17 protein-coding genes and 1 pseudogene are annotated in these 16816 nt (G+C 70.5%); 9 read left to right on the top strand and 9 right to left on the bottom strand.

From position 1 onward, the window contains the following. Position 1: 1 nt before the first annotated feature. Positions 2–859 carry a zinc ABC transporter permease AztB gene (aztB, locus tag ACLIN4_RS03525; RefSeq protein ID WP_289908461.1) on the bottom strand — a complete coding sequence of 286 codons (858 nt, stop codon included), beginning with the start codon at positions 857–859 and terminating at the stop codon, positions 2–4. A gap of 14 nt (positions 860–873) precedes the next feature. Here aztB and aztA point away from each other — a divergent pair, with 14 nt between their 5' ends. The 3 genes and pseudogenes from aztA (at position 874) to ACLIN4_RS03540 (ending at position 2533) form a co-directional block, all read left to right on the top strand. After that, positions 874–1617 (top strand): zinc ABC transporter ATP-binding protein AztA, encoded by a 744-nt coding sequence (gene aztA, locus ACLIN4_RS03530; protein ID WP_107477683.1) that lies wholly within the window; start codon positions 874–876, stop codon positions 1615–1617. 156 nt (positions 1618–1773) lie between these two features. Next, positions 1774–2168, top strand: a pseudogene (locus ACLIN4_RS03535) (MmcQ/YjbR family DNA-binding protein). After that, positions 2165–2533, top strand: coding sequence for an MmcQ/YjbR family DNA-binding protein (locus ACLIN4_RS03540; protein ID WP_107477682.1), 369 nt, complete (start codon positions 2165–2167; stop codon positions 2531–2533). Before ACLIN4_RS03535 ends, ACLIN4_RS03540 begins: the two are co-directional and overlap by 4 nt. A gap of 113 nt (positions 2534–2646) precedes the next feature. On the opposite strand, the gene ACLIN4_RS03545 is transcribed toward ACLIN4_RS03540, so the two are convergent. Continuing rightward, a complete protein-coding gene (locus tag ACLIN4_RS03545) occupies positions 2647–3273 on the bottom strand; it encodes a TetR/AcrR family transcriptional regulator (RefSeq protein WP_107477681.1) in 627 nt (208 codons plus the stop codon). 142 nt (positions 3274–3415) lie between these two features. On the opposite strand from ACLIN4_RS03545, the gene ACLIN4_RS03550 reads away from it, so the two are divergent. Further along, on the top strand, positions 3416–4177 hold the full coding sequence (locus ACLIN4_RS03550; protein ID WP_289908459.1) for an SDR family NAD(P)-dependent oxidoreductase: 762 nt from the start codon (positions 3416–3418) through the stop codon (positions 4175–4177). 146 nt (positions 4178–4323) lie between these two features. Here the strand turns inward: ACLIN4_RS03550 and ACLIN4_RS03555 are convergent, their stop codons facing one another. Further along, complete coding sequence (locus ACLIN4_RS03555; protein WP_411575479.1) at positions 4324–6126, bottom strand: flavin-containing monooxygenase; 1803 nt, start codon at positions 6124–6126, stop codon at positions 4324–4326. Positions 6127–6299: 173 nt separating this feature from the next. On the opposite strand from ACLIN4_RS03555, the gene ACLIN4_RS03560 reads away from it, so the two are divergent. Beyond that, positions 6300–7325 (top strand): SMP-30/gluconolactonase/LRE family protein, encoded by a 1026-nt coding sequence (locus ACLIN4_RS03560; RefSeq protein WP_107477679.1) that lies wholly within the window; start codon positions 6300–6302, stop codon positions 7323–7325. A gap of 7 nt (positions 7326–7332) precedes the next feature. Here ACLIN4_RS03560 and ACLIN4_RS03565 read toward each other — a convergent pair whose 3' ends face one another. From ACLIN4_RS03565 to ACLIN4_RS03575, 3 genes are all read right to left on the bottom strand, one after another. Continuing rightward, entirely contained in the window at positions 7333–7926 is a 594-nt protein-coding gene (locus ACLIN4_RS03565) for a TetR/AcrR family transcriptional regulator (protein WP_100046079.1), read from the bottom strand. A 152-nt stretch (positions 7927–8078) separates the two neighbouring features. Beyond that, positions 8079–10199, bottom strand: coding sequence for a PQQ-dependent sugar dehydrogenase (locus tag ACLIN4_RS03570; RefSeq protein ID WP_307653242.1), 2121 nt, complete (start codon positions 10197–10199; stop codon positions 8079–8081). Positions 10200–10573: 374 nt separating this feature from the next. Beyond that, positions 10574–11065 carry a MerR family transcriptional regulator gene (locus ACLIN4_RS03575; protein WP_381912408.1) on the bottom strand — a complete coding sequence of 164 codons (492 nt, stop codon included), beginning with the start codon at positions 11063–11065 and terminating at the stop codon, positions 10574–10576. A 418-nt stretch (positions 11066–11483) separates the two neighbouring features. Here ACLIN4_RS03575 and ACLIN4_RS03580 point away from each other — a divergent pair, with 418 nt between their 5' ends. After that, positions 11484–12974: a SulP family inorganic anion transporter gene (locus tag ACLIN4_RS03580; protein WP_107477677.1), complete on the top strand. Its 1491-nt coding sequence runs from the start codon at positions 11484–11486 to the stop codon at positions 12972–12974. A gap of 60 nt (positions 12975–13034) precedes the next feature. Here the strand turns inward: ACLIN4_RS03580 and ACLIN4_RS03585 are convergent, their stop codons facing one another. From ACLIN4_RS03585 to ACLIN4_RS03595, 3 genes are read right to left on the bottom strand one after another with little or no spacing between them, the layout of a single operon-like run. Beyond that, a complete protein-coding gene (locus ACLIN4_RS03585; protein WP_179342430.1) occupies positions 13035–13304 on the bottom strand; it encodes a hypothetical protein in 270 nt (89 codons plus the stop codon). Further along, complete coding sequence (gene arsB / locus ACLIN4_RS03590; protein WP_107477676.1) at positions 13301–14410, bottom strand: ACR3 family arsenite efflux transporter; 1110 nt, start codon at positions 14408–14410, stop codon at positions 13301–13303. The genes ACLIN4_RS03585 and arsB overlap by 4 nt, the downstream gene beginning before the upstream one ends. Then, positions 14407–14715, bottom strand: coding sequence for an ArsR/SmtB family transcription factor (locus tag ACLIN4_RS03595; protein WP_100044601.1), 309 nt, complete (start codon positions 14713–14715; stop codon positions 14407–14409). Before ACLIN4_RS03595 ends, arsB begins: the two co-directional genes overlap by 4 nt. Before the next feature lie 114 nt (positions 14716–14829). On the opposite strand from ACLIN4_RS03595, the gene ACLIN4_RS03600 reads away from it, so the two are divergent. From ACLIN4_RS03600 to dhaK, 3 genes are all read left to right on the top strand, one after another. Continuing rightward, complete coding sequence (locus ACLIN4_RS03600; RefSeq protein WP_381912403.1) at positions 14830–15003, top strand: hypothetical protein; 174 nt, start codon at positions 14830–14832, stop codon at positions 15001–15003. Positions 15004–15037: 34 nt separating this feature from the next. Then, positions 15038–15457 (top strand): arsenate reductase ArsC, encoded by a 420-nt coding sequence (locus ACLIN4_RS03605; RefSeq protein WP_107477675.1) that lies wholly within the window; start codon positions 15038–15040, stop codon positions 15455–15457. 357 nt (positions 15458–15814) lie between these two features. Further along, positions 15815–16807, top strand: coding sequence for a dihydroxyacetone kinase subunit DhaK (gene dhaK / locus ACLIN4_RS03610; protein WP_307653237.1), 993 nt, complete (start codon positions 15815–15817; stop codon positions 16805–16807). Positions 16808–16816: the final 9 nt, after the last annotated feature.

Genomic DNA, 16816 nt, shown 5'->3' on the forward strand with positions numbered 1-16816 from the left:
TTCAGTTGACCGGTGTCGGGGCGGGGGCGGCGGGGCGGGCTCGGCGGTGGCGGAGGAGACCGGACGCCACGTGGGAGAGGAAGAAGAGGCTCACCGCGAGCGCCGAGACGGTCGCGCCGGCGGCGGTGCTCAGGTGCCAGGACAGGAGCAGCCCGCCGAAGGTGGCGGTGGCGCCGAGGAGCGCGGCCAGGACCATGACGCCGCGAACGCCGCGCGCCCAGGGCAGCGCCGCCGCCGGCGGGGCGATGAGCAGTCCCAGGACCAGCAGCGTCCCCACGATGTGGAACGAGGCGACGATCGCCAGGCCCAGCAGGCCGAGCAGCACCGCGTGTGCGAGCCGGGGGCGCAGGCCGAGGGTGCGGGCCTTGCGCGGGTCGAACGCGAGGGCCAGGAAGGCCCGGTGGCCGAGGACCGAGACGACCAGGGCCACCAGCAGGGCGACGCCCAGCAGGAGCAGGTCCTGTTCCCGGACGGCGAGGACGTCACCGAAGAGGAAGCCGGTCAGGTCCACGGCGAAGGACTGCGACCGGGACACGATGATCACGCCCAGCGACAGCATCCCCACGAACAGCAGCCCGATCCCGGTGTCCTGGGACAGCCTCGGCGCGCGCCCGAGCGCCGTGACGCCCGCTGTCATGACGGCCGCGCTCGCCACCGCGCCCACCAGCAGGTTGCCGCCGAGGAGCGCGGCCAGCGCGACCCCCGGCAGCAGCCCGTGGGACATGGCGTCCCCGAGGAAGGCCATCCCCCTGAGCACCACCCAGGTACCGGCCAGCGCGCAGATCGCGGACACGAGGATGCCGCCCCACAGGGCGCGCTGAACGAACGTCACTTCGAACGGGGCTGTCAACCACTCCATGCGAGGACACTACAATGAAAATCATGTTCAAAAAACCACTCCCCTCGCCGTCCGCTCCCACCCACCGGACGGCGCGCGTCCGATTCGCCCGGCTGAGCGCGGGCTACCCCGGGCGACCGGTGCTCCACCGGCTGACCTCGGAGATACCGGCGTCGGCCACCACTGCCCTCGTCGGCCCGAACGGCAGCGGGAAGTCGACCCTGCTCGGCGTCCTGGCCGGTGTGATCCAGCCGACTGCTGGAGATCTGCACCACGAGGGGGGCCGGCCGCCGGCCTTCGTGCCGCAGCGCGGCGCCGTCGCGGACACCCTGCCGCTGACCGTCCGGCAGACCGTGGAGATGGGACGCTGGGGCGAGCGCGGCCCGTGGCGCCGGCTGACCCGCGGGGACCGTGCGACCGTGGACTCGGCCCTCGACCGGCTGCACATCGCCGACCTCGCCGGGCGCCAGCTCGGGGAGTTGTCGGGCGGTCAGCGCCAACGCGCCCTCATCGCCCAGGGATTGGCCCAGGAGTCGGACCTCCTGCTGCTGGACGAACCGACCACGGGGCTCGACCCCGAGGCCAGGGAGCGCATCTCGACGCTGCTGACGGAGCTGGTCGCCGACGGGGTGACCGTGGTCCAGGCCACCCACGACCTGGAGGCAGCGCGCTCGGCGGACGCGTGCCTCCTGCTCCGCGACGGCAGCCTGGCGGGACAGGGCCACCCCGACGGCGTGCTGACCGCGTCGGCGCTCGCCGAGGTCTGGCAGCCCGCCTGACACCCGACGCCTCGCGACACCGACCGCTCGGCTTTCGCGCAGTCGGTGCCGCCCGAAATGCCCGACCTCAGGGAATCATGGCTGGTGAGGCCCGGTGAACCGGGCCGCCGGTGCCGCACGGTGCCGGGGATACACACCGGCAAGGAGCTGAACATCGTGAACGGCAAGAAGCTGCAGCAGATGGCCGCCGAGTGCGCCGAGGGCCTGCCCGGCACCGCGCTGGAGCATCCCTTCGGTCCGGAGTGGGACGTGCACAAGGTGCGCGGCAAGGTCTTCATGCTGATCACCGACGTCACCGGGGAGCCGATGGTGATCGTCAAATCCGCCCCCGACGAGGCGGCGGCGTTGCGGGAGCAGCACTCCGAATCACCCCCGGCTACCACATGAACAAGAAGCACTGGATCACCCTGGAGGGCGGCGGCTCCCTCGACCGCAGCCTGGTCGAGGAGCTGGTGACCGATTCCTATCTGCTGGTGGTCGCCAATCTCCCGAAGGCGCAGCAGCCGGTGGACCCGGCAACGTTCGCCGGGCGTGACCGGACCCAGCGATGACCCTCACCGGGGTGCGGCTGCAGCAGGCGGCACGCCGCGCGGCCGAGGCGCTGCCCGGCACCAGCAGCGGGCGCCCGTTCACCGAGAAGCTCGATGTCCACAAGGTCGCCGGGAAGGTCTTCCTGATCGTCACGGACGACCCCGACGAACGGATCATCACGGTCAAGGCCGATCCGGAGCAGGGACGGCGCCTACGGGATTCACATCCCTCGATCACCGCCGGGCGCTACCTCGACAAGAGGCACTGGGTCTCCGTGGGTGCCGGCCCGGGCCTCACCACCGCCCTCGTCGAGAACCTGGTCACAGACTCCTACGACCTGGCACTCGCCTCGGCTCCCCGCAGCCGTCGGCCCGAGGGAGCCTGACCGCCACCCGAGCACCGGAAGAAGGCCGCCGCCTCCGGCCACCGATCGACGGCCTCTGGGCCACCGGTCGCCGGCCTCCGCACCGCGCAGGAGCGCAGGGCCACCGCGGTGGCTCAGGTGAGGCCGGCCGCCGTGACGGCCAGGGCGGTGCGCAAGGTCTCCGCGAGGTCGGCCCGGGCGGTCGCGGGTTCGGTGCCCGGCTCGGTCGTCCGGTAGGCATGGTGCTCGACCGCCGCACGGAGCGCGGCGTTGAGCATGGCGGCCCAGATCGCGGGCCGTACGTCGTCGGCGGGCAGCCCGGCCCGCTCGGCGAGGGCGCGTGCGAAGGCGGGTTCCGCCTCGTCGTGGGTCTGCAGCCAGACCGCGCGCAGCCCCGGTTCGGTCCGGGTCAGCCGCAGCAGGGCGCCCACGTCCGGGCCGGGCAGGGGCGCGTCACGGGTCCAGAGTCCGTCGAAGGCTTCCTCGAGGGGGCGGCCGGGACGCCACTGCCGCAGTGCGTCGGCGATCGTGTCGATGCCGGTGGAGAAGAGCGGCCGTACGCAGCTCTCCTTGGTCGGGAAGTAGCGCCACACCGTGCGCGCCGAGACGCCGACCGCCTGTCCGATCTGCTCCCCCGTCGTCGCGGCGACGCCCTGGGCGATGAACAGGTCGACCGCGGCCCGGGCGATCTCCAGCCTGATGGCGGTCTTGCGCTCCTCGGTCAGGGGTGGCCGCCCCGTCCGTCCGCGAGCTGCGGTCATCTGCCCCTCCGGCGCCGGTGATCAATGCCATGGGCATTCTCCCCCACCAAGACTTTATGTCACTCAGAGACATAAACAGATAGGGTGCCGGTGCGGTGCGACACGAGTCCGCCGCGTCGGCACTTCTTGGACGGAGCACTTCATGACCGGCGATCTGAACGGACGCAGCGTGATCGTCACCGGAGCGGGATCGGGCATAGGGCGCGCGGCAGCCCTAGCCTTCGCCGCTCAGGGCGACCGCGTCGTGGTGGCGGACCTCAACGCCGACGGAGCCGACGCGGTCGTCACGGAGATCGAGCAGGCCGGCGGCACCGCGTTGGCCGTCACGGGCGACCTGGGCGAGCAGGACGTCGTGGACCGGGTGACGGCGACGGCGGTGGAGCGGTTCGGCGGCGTGGACGTCCTGGTGAACAACGCCGGGATCATGGACAGCATGTCGGCACCGGCCGACGTGAGCGACGCCGAGTGGGACCGGGTCATCCGGGTCAACCTGACCGCGCCGTTCATGCTCACCCGCGCGGTGCTGCCCCACATGCTGGCCGCGGGCCGCGGCGCCATCGTGAACACCGCCTCCGAGGCAGCCCTGCGCGGCAGCGCGGCGGGCGCCGCTTACACGGCTTCCAAGCACGGCGTGGTGGGGCTGACGAAGTCGCTGGCGGTGATGTACCGCAAGAACGGCATCCGCGCCAACGCCATCTGCCCGGGCGGCACCGCCACCGCCATCGCGGTGGAAGCCGACCGCGCGGCGCACGGACCGGCGGCGATCGGACCGCACTTCGTCAACCTCGGCCGCGTGTCGCAGCCGGAGGAGCAGGCTGCCGCGATCCTGTTCCTCGCCTCGGACGCCGCGAGCAACATCAACGGCGCGATCCTGCCCGTCGACGACGGCTGGTCCGCGGTCTGACTCGGCCGCCGGCCGCTCCCGGCGAGGCGCCGCCGCCTCCCCAGGAGCGCGCGGCACCTCACTCGGCCACTGCCGAAACCGTGCGGGACCCGGTCGCCGTCGACCGGGCCCCGAACCGCACCGACTCGCGGTCGGTGCGCCCGGCCTCAGGAAGCCCGGCCGGCCTCGAGGACCTCGTCCATGGATTCCTCGCGCCAGCGCTTCAGCAGGTCGTGGAAGGCAGCCGCGCCGTGCGGGTAGGCGCTCGGCGCGTTCGGGCGGCCACGTCCCTCACCGTTGTAGTACCCGGGGGTGCACTCGGCGTGGAACCACTCGTGGTCGGGCGCGCCCTCGGCCAGGACCGCGATCCAGGCGTCCTCGGCCTCGCGGGACGGTTCGATGACGGCGCCCTTGGCCTCGGCGCCCGCGACGAGTGCCGCCGCGTGCACGGCGTGCTCGTCGAGCACGTGCGTGAAGTTGACGCTGGGTGCGCTCTGCATGGCTCCCAACTGGATCAGGTTCGGGAAGCCGTTGATGGTGAAGCCGTGCAGGGACCGCGGCCCCCGCTGCCGCAACGCGTCCAGCAACTGGACGCCGTCCCGGCCGCGAACGGAGAGCTTCCCGGAATGGACGCCGGAGACCCCGACGGAGAACCCGGTCGCGAAGACCAGGCAGTCGAGTTCGTACTCGCTGTCGCCGACCACGACACCGCGCTCGGTCATCCGCTCGATGCCGTGGGTGTCCGCGGTGTCGACCAGGGTGACGTTGTCGCGGTTGAACGCCTGCAAGTAGCTGTCGGAGAAGGTGGGGCGCTTGCAGGCGTACCGGTACCAGGGTTTGAGCTTCTCCGCCGTGCCCGCGTCGGCGACGATCCGCTCGACGCGGGCACGGACCTCGTTCATCTTCGCCGCGTCCGCGATCTCATAGGCCGCTTCGAAGGCCCGCCGGTCCGCCGGACGGCAAAAGCTCGGCAGGAGCTTCTCCAGGAGACCGGCCGACGAGGTCCACCCGTCCGCCACGAGATCGTCCTCGACGGACTCTCCGGACACGATGCGCAGGAAGTTGTCGCGGCGCTCGCGAGCCCATCCGTCGTGGTCGGCGCCGACGTCCCGTGCGGTGGTACGGCGGTTGGCGCGTACGTCCACGGTGGAGGGGGTGCGCTGGAAGACATAGACGTGTCCCGCGTCCTCGGCCAGCTTCGGGATGACCTGGACGCCGGTGGCACCGGTGCCGACGACACCCACGCGCTTGCCCGCGAGGCCGGCGAGACCGCCGTCCGGCGTGCCGCCGGTGTAGCCGTAGTCCCAGCGCGACGTGTGGAAGGTGTGCCCCTCGAAGTTCTCGATCCCGGGGATGCCGGGGAGCTTGAGTTCGGAGAGGGTGCCCGTCGCCGTGATGACGTAGGTGGCCCGGAACTTGTCGCCCCGGTCGGTCGCGACGATCCATGCCTGCGAGGTCTCGTCCCAGGTCAGGGACGTGACCGACGTGGAGAACAGGGCGTCCGCGTAGAGGTCGAACTGCTCCGCGATCCGTACCGCGTGTCGGCGGATCTCCTCTCCGGGAGAGTACTTCCACTCCGGAACGTAACCGGTCTCGTCGAGCATCGGCAGGTACACGTGCGACTCGATGTCGCAGTGGATGCCCGGGTACCGGTTCCAGTACCAGGTCCCTCCGAAGTCGCCGCCCTTCTCCAGCACGCGGACCCGCCCGATGCCCTGCTGACGCAAGCGCGCGCCCGCCAGGATGCCGCCGAACCCTCCGCCGACGACCGCGACGTCCACCCTGTCCCGCACAGGCTCACGCTCACCCGCTTCGGCCGCGTACGGGTCGTCGGCGTAGTAGCCGAACTCGGCGTCGGCGGTCAGGTACTGCCGAGCGCCGTCGGGGCGCACGCGTCGCTCCCTCTCCAGGCGATAGCGCCGCCTCAGCTCGGCCAGTTCCTCGGAGGAGGGTGTTACCGGGTTCGTCATGTGGGGGGACCTCGATCCTTCCGGTTCGCTGCCAGGAAGCCGCTCCGTCCGCCAAAGGCGCACGCGGACAACGGACTTGAGCGGGCATGCACTACCGTAACAAGAACCGGACAACACTGTCCGGTTGCGGTGGAGACAGATTCCGCACACTTCGGACAGGAAGAGTGACCCCCATGCGACGACTCCCGATCCGATCCCTCACCGGCCTCGCGGCGATCGGCCTGCTGGCCCTCACCGGATGCGGTACGGACACGGGCAGCGGCGGCCCCGAGGAGGCTGCGGCCGGCGGCGCGGACCGGACCGTCCGTGCCCAGAAGGTGATGCGGCTGACGACGGTGCACCCCGAGACGGGCATGACCCTGCTCGAGGGCCCGACCTTCGACGCGGACGGCAGTCTGCTCGTCGTCGACGTCACCGCACCGGCCGGCGAACCGAAGGTGCTGCGCGTCGATGTGCGGAAGAAGACGTCGGCCCAGGTCCACACCGACGACCGCGGCGCCTACACCTCCGCCCAGTTCAGCCCCTACGACGGGCGCGTCTACCTGACCGACTTCGCCCACGGCGAGATCGTCAGCATGGCCCCCGACGGGAGCGACCCGCGGACCTTCTTCTCGGGCGAGGTCGACGGGGCGGCGATGAACCCCGACGATCTCGCCTTCGACCAGGACGGCAACCTGTACGTCAGCGACTCGCGCGGCATGTCCGAGGGCGAGGCGAAGGGGCGCGTGGTGCGCATCGACCGCGAGGGGAAGAACGCCACCGTCCTGGCCGACGAACTGGCGGCGCCGAACGGGATCTCGTTCGACTCGGAGTACCGCGGCCTGTGGGTCAGTGAACTCACGCAGAACCGGGTGTCCTACCTTCTCCTCGACGGCGAGGACCGGGTCGCGTCCCGGCACACGGCGATCAGGGTGGACGGCGGGGTCGCCCAGACCGACTCGATCGCCGTGGACGCGGACGGCAACCTCTACCAGGCCCTGCACGGCCGCCCCGCCATGGCGGTGTACGACCGGCACGGTGAGCGCCTGGCGACCGTCGAGGTCCCCGCCCGCGCCGCCGAAGGGCTCGAGTCGGCGACCAACGTGGCCATCACACCCGGAGGGACCAAGGCGTACATGACCGTCAGCGGGCCCGCCGGAGGGTACCTGTACACCTTCGACGCGCTGGCGGAAGGTGTACGTCAGTCCAACGGCGGCTGACCGCCCCTCACGCGCCGAAGGGGCGCACCGGTCCCACCTCGACACCGAGCAGCCGCCATGCCGCCAGTGCCCGGTGTTCCCGCTGCTCGCGAGTGGGGCCGGTGACGGCGCCCGAGACCATGGCGACGGCGATCATCAGGTCGCCCTTCGCCGCGGCCAGCCGGTGGCCGTCCGGCAGGTGTGCCCGCAGGGCCCGCTCGACCCGCCCGGACAGTGCCGCGGCGTACGCGGGGATGTCGGTACCGCCGGCCGCCGCGTCGGTGTGCAACACGCTGATGAAGGCCGCCGACTCGGTCTGGTGCCAGGTGAGTACACCGAGGACTCCCGCGATGTCCGCGTCCGGCGCCGCCGCCGCCTGCTCGATCTGACGGACGTTCTCCTCCAGGACCGCGGTGGCGACGGCCGCCCGGTCGGGAAAGTGCCGGTACAGAACGCCCTGCCCGACTCCGGCGCGGCGCGCGATCGCGGACAACGGGGCGTCGAGACCGTACTCCGTGTAGATCTCGCGCGCGGCGGCGACGAGGGCGGCCCGGTTGCGGGCGGCGACCCTGCGCCCGTCGTTCGAGGGCCGCCGCTCGTCGGGTACGGATCGCTGAGTCACCCCCTGAGCGTATCGCCCGACGACGGCACGCCCTGTTCGCGGACCACGCTCCTCTCGGACGAGCGTGTTCGCCCTCCCGTACGGCCGGGGCGCCATCCCCCCGGGATGGCGCCCCGCCTCGGTGACTCCGCCTCCTTGGCTTCCGCCGCCGGTCAGTCGGCCGGCGTCAGCGCGACCTCGGCGCTGCCCGAGAGGGAGGGCAGGCCGTCCGGGGGAGAGTCCGTGTAGCTGGCGTTGAAGACCGCCTTCAGGTTGTCCGCACCGGCGTGACCGCCGTCCACGAACGTCTTGAACGATCCGGAGCAGCCGGTGCTCGAGGAGAGCGGATGTCCGTGCGTGTCGTGGCCCAGGATGAACGAGACGGTGACCTTCGAGCAGTCCACCGGCTGGTCGTCGGTGACGGTCACCTCCCAGGTGACCGTGTCACCCCAGTGGAACGCCGTGCCGCCGTGCGGAGCGGGGTCGGTGGTGAGTGAGACGACCGGCGCCTTGTTGCCGACGACGACCGGAACCGAGGCGGCAGCCGAACGGCCGGTGCTGTCGGTGACCTTCAGCGTGGCGTCGAAGACGGCGTTCTCGGTGAACGTGTGCTTCGGGTTGGCCTCCGTGGAGTCCACGGTGCCGTCGGCGTCGAAGTCCCAGGCGTAGCTGAGGGCGTCACCGTCGGCGTCCTTCGTGCCGGCGCTGGAGAACTGGACGGTCAGCGGGCTGGTGCCGTTGGTCACGTCCGCGGCGGCCTTGGGCTCCGGGGTGCGGTTGCCTCGCGTGAAGTCGATGCGGGAGAGCTGTGCCTCGGGCAGCTCCGCGAAGTAGCCGGTGCCGTACTCGAGGACGTAGAGCGCGCCGTCCGGGCCGAACTCCGCGTCGATCGGGCCGTCCGTCGTGATCGTGGGGATCGCGTTCTCGATCTTGTCGACCTCGTTCCTCTTGCCGAGGGTGAGGGCGAGCATCTGGTCGCGGGTCCACTCGTAGAAGAGCGGTTTGCCGTCGAAGTACTCGGGCCAGCGGTTCTGGGCCTTGTTCCGCCTGTCGTAGTCGTACGCCGGGCCGCCCATGGGGGCGATGCCGCCCGTGCCGAGCTCCGGGAACGCCTCCGAGGCGCCGTAGCCGTAGACGATCTCCGCGTCCGTGACCGGCGGCAGCTTGCTCAGTCCGGTGTTGTGCCGCGAGTCGTTGACCGGCTTGGCGCAGTTGAACGCGCCGCTCGACTTCTGGGTGGCGAAGTCGTAGTTCTGGTACGGCATGTCCCGGGTCACGCAGAACGGCCAGCCGTAGTTGGCGGGACGGTCGATGACCATCCAGCGGCCGTGGCCGGCGGGGCCGCGGTCGGGGTTCGCCTCGTTGGCGTCGGGCGAGTAGTCGCCGACGTAGACGTCGCCGGTCCTGTCGTCCACCGAGAAGCGGAACGGGTTGCGCAGACCCATGGCGTAGATCTCGGGGCGGGTCTTCGGCGTGCCCGGCTCGAAGAGGTTGCCTCTCGGGACCGTGTACGTGCCGTCCTTCTTGACCTTGATGCGCAGGACCTTGCCGCGCAGGTCGTCGGTGTTGCCCGAGGTGCGTCGCGAGTCGAAGGCCGGGTTGCGGTCGGGGCGGTCGTCGAGCGGTGCGTAGCCGTCCGAGGCGAACGGGTTGGAGTCGTCACCGGTCGACAGGAACAGGTTGCCCTTGCCGTCGAAGTCGATCTTGCCGCCGACGTGGCAGCAGATGCCGCGGTCGGCCGGGACGTCGAGGATCTTCTGCTCGGTGGTGAAGTCGAGCTTGTTGCCCTCGAGCTTGAAGCGCGACAGCCGCGTGACGCCCTTGTACTTGGCGAAGTCCTCGGCCGTGCCGTACTCCGGTGCGTCCCCCTCGTTGACGCCCGCCGTGGCCGGGTCGTCCACGGGAGTGTCGAGGCGGGGCGAGTAGTAGAGGTAGACCCAGTGGTTCTTGCTGAAGCCGGGATCGACCGCGATGCCCTGCACGCCCTCTTCGTCGTGCTGGTAGAGCCCGGCGGGGCTCTTCTTCATGTCGGCGGCGAGGAAGTTCACGCCGCTCTTCGGGTCGTTGATACGTACCTCGCCGGTACGCGCGGTGTGCAGCACCCGCCGGTCGGGCAGGACGGCGAGGGCCATGGGCTCGCCCGGACGGTCGTTGAGGGTGACCTTCTGGAAGGCCGACGGGGCCGGTGGTGCGGGGTCGGATTTCGCGGCTTGGGCCGGAGACAGCGGCAGGAGCCCGACGGCTCCGGCCAGGGTGGCCGCCCCCACGAGGGTGGCGATCCGCTTGTTGCGCACTGGGAACTCCTTTGGCCTTGGTGAAACCAGGTGAAAGTCCGTGCGTTGTAAGTCGGTTGGACGCTAGAGCGTTTACTTTCAACTCGTCAAGGACAAAGTTTCAACTTTTTCGAGGAAAGATTTTCCCGCGCAAGTGCGAGTCCGGCCCGTTTCGGGCGGGGTTGATGGTGACGGCCCGTCAGTTGAATGTGGGCGCAGCCCTGTTCGGCCATCGAGGTGTGGCGGTTCGACGTTCACCGCGACGGACAGCGCCTGGATCAGATCGAGTTCGGCCTCGGGGACGGGCGGTCCGACCGACCTGACACACCGTCGGAGAGCCGGTGCCCTCCTTCTGAGTCACTGCCGACTCGAAGGCGTCCGGCTACGCGAAGCGCTCACCGGCAGCGAACCCCCGCACGGGCCCCCTCGGTTTCCGCGACTTGATGCGGCTCGCCTTCCTGCCCAACGGACGCATGGACGCGGGCGGGGGAAGTGTCCCGTTCCAGGCGGGCGCTCAGGGTGGTGGCGAAGTCCTCGGCGCGGGAGAGTTGGACCCGCAGTTTCTCCACCTGTTCGGCGGCGGCCTGCTGGTACGTGCGGACGCGCTCCAGCAGGGCCTCGCGCTCGCCGGAGTCGAGCGCGTCATCGCCGTCCAGGCGGTCGGTGGCGTCGAGCAGGTCGCGCATCTGCTCCAGGGTGAAGCCGAGCGGCTTCATCCGGCGGATGACCATGAGCCGGGCGACATCGGTCTCCGTGTAGAGGCGAAAGCCACCCTGGGACCGGGCGGAGGGGATGACCAGGCCGGCCTCCTCGTAGTGCCGGATGGTGCGCAGGGACAGCTCCGTGCGCGTGGCGACCTCGCCGATCTGCATGTGCTTGTCGTCCACGCCCGTTTCCCTGGCCCTTCTCGTCGCGGCGACCGCGTCCCGTGCGACCCGCCGAGGTCTACTCTAACGTTAGGGTAGAGTTGATGACGGTGAGGGCGGCCCGGCTGCCCTGCCGCTGCCGTTCCGGGGCCGATGACGCCCCCGGCGAGGATTCGATTGTTGCAGGAGAGAGCGTGCGCGAGCCCATGACGCCGATCGCCGCCGCCTGCCCGCCGTGACCCCTCGCCTCTGGATGTGAGGCATCCGGCTCCGCGTTCCCGAGCCGGCGTCGTCCCGCCTCCTCCCCCTGACTTCCGGCCCGCCCTGCGGGTCGCCCGCGGGGCGCCGGCCCGGCTCCCGCGCGTCCTTCCCGCACGCCCGGCCTGCCGGCGGGTGTGCCCGAGCACGACAGGTACGCGTCTCCTTGTCTTCTGCTGCTGTGAGTCCTGCCGCGCGGCTGCGCGGCCTCAAGCCCGACTGGCTGAACGACCCGAAGGTCTGGCGCACCGAGATTCTGGCCGGCCTGGTCGTCGCCCTGGCCCTGATTCCCGAGGCGATCTCCTTCTCGATCATCGCCGGCGTCGACCCGGCGATCGGCCTGTTCGCGTCCTTCACCATGGCCGTCACGATCTCCGTCGTCGGCGGCCGACGGGCGATGATCTCCGCCGCCACCGGCGCCGTCGCGCTCGTCATCGCCCCCGTGAACCGCGAACACGGTCTGGGCTACCTGGTCGCGACCGTCATCCTGGCCGGCGTCTTCCAGATCGTCCTGGGTGCCGTGGGCGTGGCCAAGCTCATGCGGTTCGTGCCCCGCTCGGTGATGACCGGCTTCGTCAACGCCCTCGCCATCATGATCTTCATGGCACAGGTGCCGGAGATGCACGACGTGCCCTGGCCGGTCTACCCGCTGATCATCGGCGGCCTGGCGCTGATGGTGTTCTTCCCGAGGGTCACCAAGGTGATCCCGGCACCCCTGGTGTCCATTGTCATCCTCACCGTGATCACCGTTGCCGCCGGCATCGCCGTCCCCACCGTCGGTGACAAGGGCGAACTGCCCTCCTCCCTGCCGGTGCCCGGACTGCCCGACGTACCCTTCACCCTCGACACCCTGACCACCATCGCCCCCTACGCCCTCGCCATGGCGCTGGTCGGCCTGATGGAGTCGCTGATGACCGCCAAGCTCGTCGACGACATCACCGACACCCACTCGTCCAAGACCCGCGAGTCCATCGGCCAGGGCATCGCCAACATCGTCACCGGCTTCTTCGGCGGGATGGGCGGCTGCGCCATGATCGGCCAGACGATGATCAACGTAAAGGTCTCAGGCGCCCGCACCCGCGTCTCCACCTTCCTCGCCGGCGGCTTCCTCATGGTGCTCTGCATCGCCTTCGGCCCCGTCGTCTCCGACATCCCCATGGCCGCCCTGGTCGCCGTCATGGTCATGGTCGCCTTCGGCACCTTCGACTGGCACTCCGTCGCGCCCAGGACACTGAAGCGGATGCCCGCCGGCGAGATCGCCGTCATGGCCATCACCGTGATCGTCGTGGTGGCCACCGACAACCTCGCCATCGGCGTCGTCGTCGGCTCCGTCACCGCCATGGTCATCTTCGCCAAGCGCGTCGCTCACCTCGCCGACGTCACCGCCGTCACCGACCCCGACGACGCCACGGTCGTCTACCGGGTCACCGGCGAGTTGTTCTTCGCCTCCTCCAACGACCTCGTCGGCCGGTTCAACTACGCGGGCGACCCGGAGAAGGTCGTCATCGACCTCTCGGCCGCCCACATCTGGGACGCCTCCTCCGTCGCCGCCCTGGACGCGATCGAGACCAAGTACGCCCAGCGCGGCAAGAGTGTGGAGATCATCGGCCTGAACGACCCCAGCGCCGACCTCCACGGCAAGCTCACCGGCGAACTCGCCGGCAGCCACTGAAACCCAGCACCAAAGGACCCCGGCCGGTCGGGCCGGGGTCCTCTGCTGTTTCCTGACGCGTTACGCCGGCGAAGGGCCGCGGCAGGTGCCCGCGAGACCGGCGTCGGGGCGGGTCCCGCCGGTCTGCGCGGGCATGAGCCGGCCCGGCAGGCAGGAGCGGACGGCCGGGGAGAACAGGCGCGGCAAGTCCCCCATGTGCTGCCAGGCCCCGCCCGGCGCCGGCCCGGCGCTGAGAACGGTGGAGTCGACGCCCTGACGAGGCCGGTGACAGCCGACGGCGAGCCCTGCTCGGCCGCCGCCGGCCACCGCCACGCCCACGTGCTGCGTCACGGAGCCGTCGTCACCGCGTCGGCGGTGAACTTCTTGCGCCAGGCGAGCGCGACGTGGACGAGGCCGATCAGCACCGGGACTTCGATGAGCGGTCCGACGACGCCGGACAGGGCCTGGCCGGAGGTGACGCCGAAGGTGGCGATGGCGACCGCGATGGCCAGCTCGAAGTTGTTGCCCGCCGCGGTGAACGCCAGGGTCGTGGTCCGGTCGTAGGCCAGCCCCAGGCTCTTGCCGAGGAGGAAGGTGCCGAAGAACATGACCGCGAAGTACACCAGCAGCGGCAGCGCGATGCGGGCGACGTCCAGCGGCTGGGAGGTGATGGTCTTGCCCTGCAGGGCGAAGAGGATCACGATCGTGAACAGCAGCCCGTACAACGCCCAGGGGCCGATCCTCGGCAGGAAGCGGGACTCGTAGCCCTCACGGCCCATCTTCCTCTCGCCGACCCGGCGGGTCAGGAAACCGGCCAGCAGCGGGACCCCCAGGAAGACGACCACGTTGAAGGCGATCTCCCACATCGAGATGTCCAGGTGCTCCCCGTCACCGAACCCGAGCCACCCGGGCAGCAGGTCGAGGTAGAACCAGCCCAGCAGACCGAACGCGATCACCTGGAACACCGAGTTGAGCGCCACCAGTACGGCAGCGGCCTCACGGTCGCCGCAGGCCAGGTCGTTCCAGATGATGACCATGGCGATGCAGCGGGCCAGACCGACGATGATCAGACCGGTGCGGTACTCGGGCAGGTCCGGCAGGAAGATCCACGCCAGGGCGAACATCACCGCGGGTCCGAGGACCCAGTTGATGACCAGGGAGGAGATCATCAGCTTGCGGTCGCCGGTGACGGTGTCCAGCTTGTCGTAGCGGACCTTGGCCAGGACCGGATACATCATGATCAGCAGACCGAGGGCGATGGGCAGGGAGACGCCGCCGACCTCCACCTTCGCCAGCGCGTCGTTCAGTCCGGGGATCAGTCGCCCGAGCCCCAGGCCGACGGCCATGGCGATGAGGATCCACACCGCGAGGTAGCGGTCGAGGGTGGAGAGCTTCTTGACGATCGAGTCGTCCCCCACCCCTGCCGGAGCGGAAGTGGTGGGCTCGGTGGAGGTCACGGGCAGGCCCTCTTGTTGTCGGCGGCGGTACGGGCGGACTCGGCCAGATCGGCGAACTGCCCGGCGAGCTGGGCGATGACGTCGGGGCGCAGCTTGTAGTAGGTGAAGCGCCCGCACGGCTCGGTCTCCACGACCCCGGCCTCGCGCAGGACCCTCAGGTGGTTGGAGAGGTTGGTCTGCCGGGCGCCGGTCTCCTCGACGAGGTGGGTGGTGCACAGCGTCTCGCGGGCGAGCAGGGTCACGATCCGGAGCCTGAGCGGGTCGGCCAGCACCCGGATCAGGTCAGTGTCGACTGACGTCATCATGGGCTGATACTGTCACATCACCCGGCACTGATACCAGCCGGGGCTGACTCGTGGCCCGTCGAAAGGGTCTTCCCGTGCCCGTCGTCCCCACTCCCGCCCTGCCCGACGAGCGCCTTGCCGCCGGCCGTCTCGTCCGCGGGAACCCACCCGGGGCCCGAGGTCGAGCCGTACGTCGTGGAGGTCCTCATCGAGGCGGGCGCCGATCCGGCCGGGGCGTTTCCCGAGCCACCGACCGACGACGCCGTGAGGGCCGCCGACATCCCGCTCACCGGTCTGCCGAGCACCTGAACCCCCTGCCACTCACTCTGTGAAGGAAGAACGCATGTCCTCCGCTCCGCTCGCCTCCGTGCTGTTCGTCTGCGTCCACAATGCCGGCCGCTCCCAGATGGCCGCCGGCTTCCTCCAGCACCTCGCGGGCGACCGCATCGAGGTCCGCTCCGCCGGCTCCGTCCCGGGCGACCGGGTCAACCCTGCCGCCGTGGAAGCGATGAAGGAGATCGGTGTCGACATCGCCGACGCCGAGCCGAAGATCCTGACCACCGAGGCCGTCCAGGCGTCCGACTACGTCATCACCATGGGCTGCGGCGACGCCTGCCCCGTCTTCCCCGGCAAGAAGTATCTCGACTGGGCCCTGGAAGACCCGGCCGGCAAGGGCGTGGACGCCGTCCGCCCCATCCGCGACGAGATCCGGACCCGCATCGAGGCCCTCGTCGCCGAGATCGACGCGCAGCGGGAGGCATGACCTCAGCGACCGACGGGACACCGCACCCGGGACGGTGACAGCCTCTCGGGGCACGGCCCGGCGTACGACAGTTCCGAGGCTCGGCCGCATCTGCCAGGTCGGTGCTTCCCCGCCTCTCCGGACGTCGCCTCGCGTGACCTTCGCGGTCGCAAGGCCGATACTGCCCCTGCAGGACTAAAGCCGATACGCAGTCGACACACCGCAAGCACCTGACGCCACGTCACCGAAGTCGGCATCACTACCGCCGCGACCCGCTCATGACCGCCACGGACCGCCGAGATCACGAACTAACCACTTGCCCTGACCTGCAAGAACCCCGGCCCATGATCAATCTGCTTACGTACCTGGGAGGTACCCGTGAGGATGCTCATCAACGTCCCCGAGACCGTGGTCGCGGACGCGCTGCGCGGTATGGCGGCCGCGCATCCCGAGTTGACGGTGGACGTCGAGAACCGGGTGATCGTGCGGCGGGACGCCCCCGTCGCCGGGAAGGTGGCCCTGGTGTCCGGCGGTGGCTCCGGGCACGAGCCGCTGCACGGTGGGTTCGTGGGGCCCGGGATGCTGTCGGCGGCCTGTCCGGGTGAGGTGTTCACCTCGCCGGTGCCGGACCAGATGGTGCGGGCCGCGGCGGCCGTGGACGGCGGGGCCGGAGTGCTGTTCGTCGTCAAGAACTACACCGGTGACGTCCTCAACTTCGACATGGCCGCCGAGCTGGCCGAGGACGAGGGCATCCAGGTGGCCAAGGTACTCGTCAACGACGACGTCGCGGTGACGGACAGCCTGTACACGGCCGGGCGGCGCGGCACGGGTGCGACGCTGTTCGTGGAGAAGATCGCCGGGGCGGCGGCGGACGAGGGCCGGCCGCTGGAGCGGGTGGAGGCGATCGCCCGCCGGGTGAACGACCGTTCCCGCAGTTTCGGGGTCGCGCTCGCCGCCTGCACCACGCCCGCCAAGGGCAGCCCCACCTTCGACCTGCCTGCCGGTGAACTGGAGCTGGGCATCGGCATCCACGGGGAGCCCGGCCGGGAGCGTCGCCCGATGATGACGTCGGGCGAGATCGCCGAGGCCGCCGTGGAAGCGGTACTGACCGACCTCGAACCGCGCAACCCCGTACTGGTACTGGTCAACGGCATGGGGGCCACGCCGCTGCTGGAGCTGTACGGCTTCAACGCCGAGGTGCAGCGGGTGCTGGGCGAGCGCGGTGTCGCCGTCGCCCGCACCCTCGTCGGCAACTACGTGACCTCGCTGGACATGGCGGGCGCCTCGGTCACCCTGTGCGAGATCGACGAGGAACTGCTCGGACTCTGGGACGCGCCGGTGCGGACGCCGGGTCTGAGGTGGGGCATGTGACGGTGAACG

The sequence above is a fragment of the Streptomyces mutabilis genome, assembly GCF_046628145.1.
GTDB lineage: Bacteria > Actinomycetota > Actinomycetes > Streptomycetales > Streptomycetaceae > Streptomyces > Streptomyces mutabilis.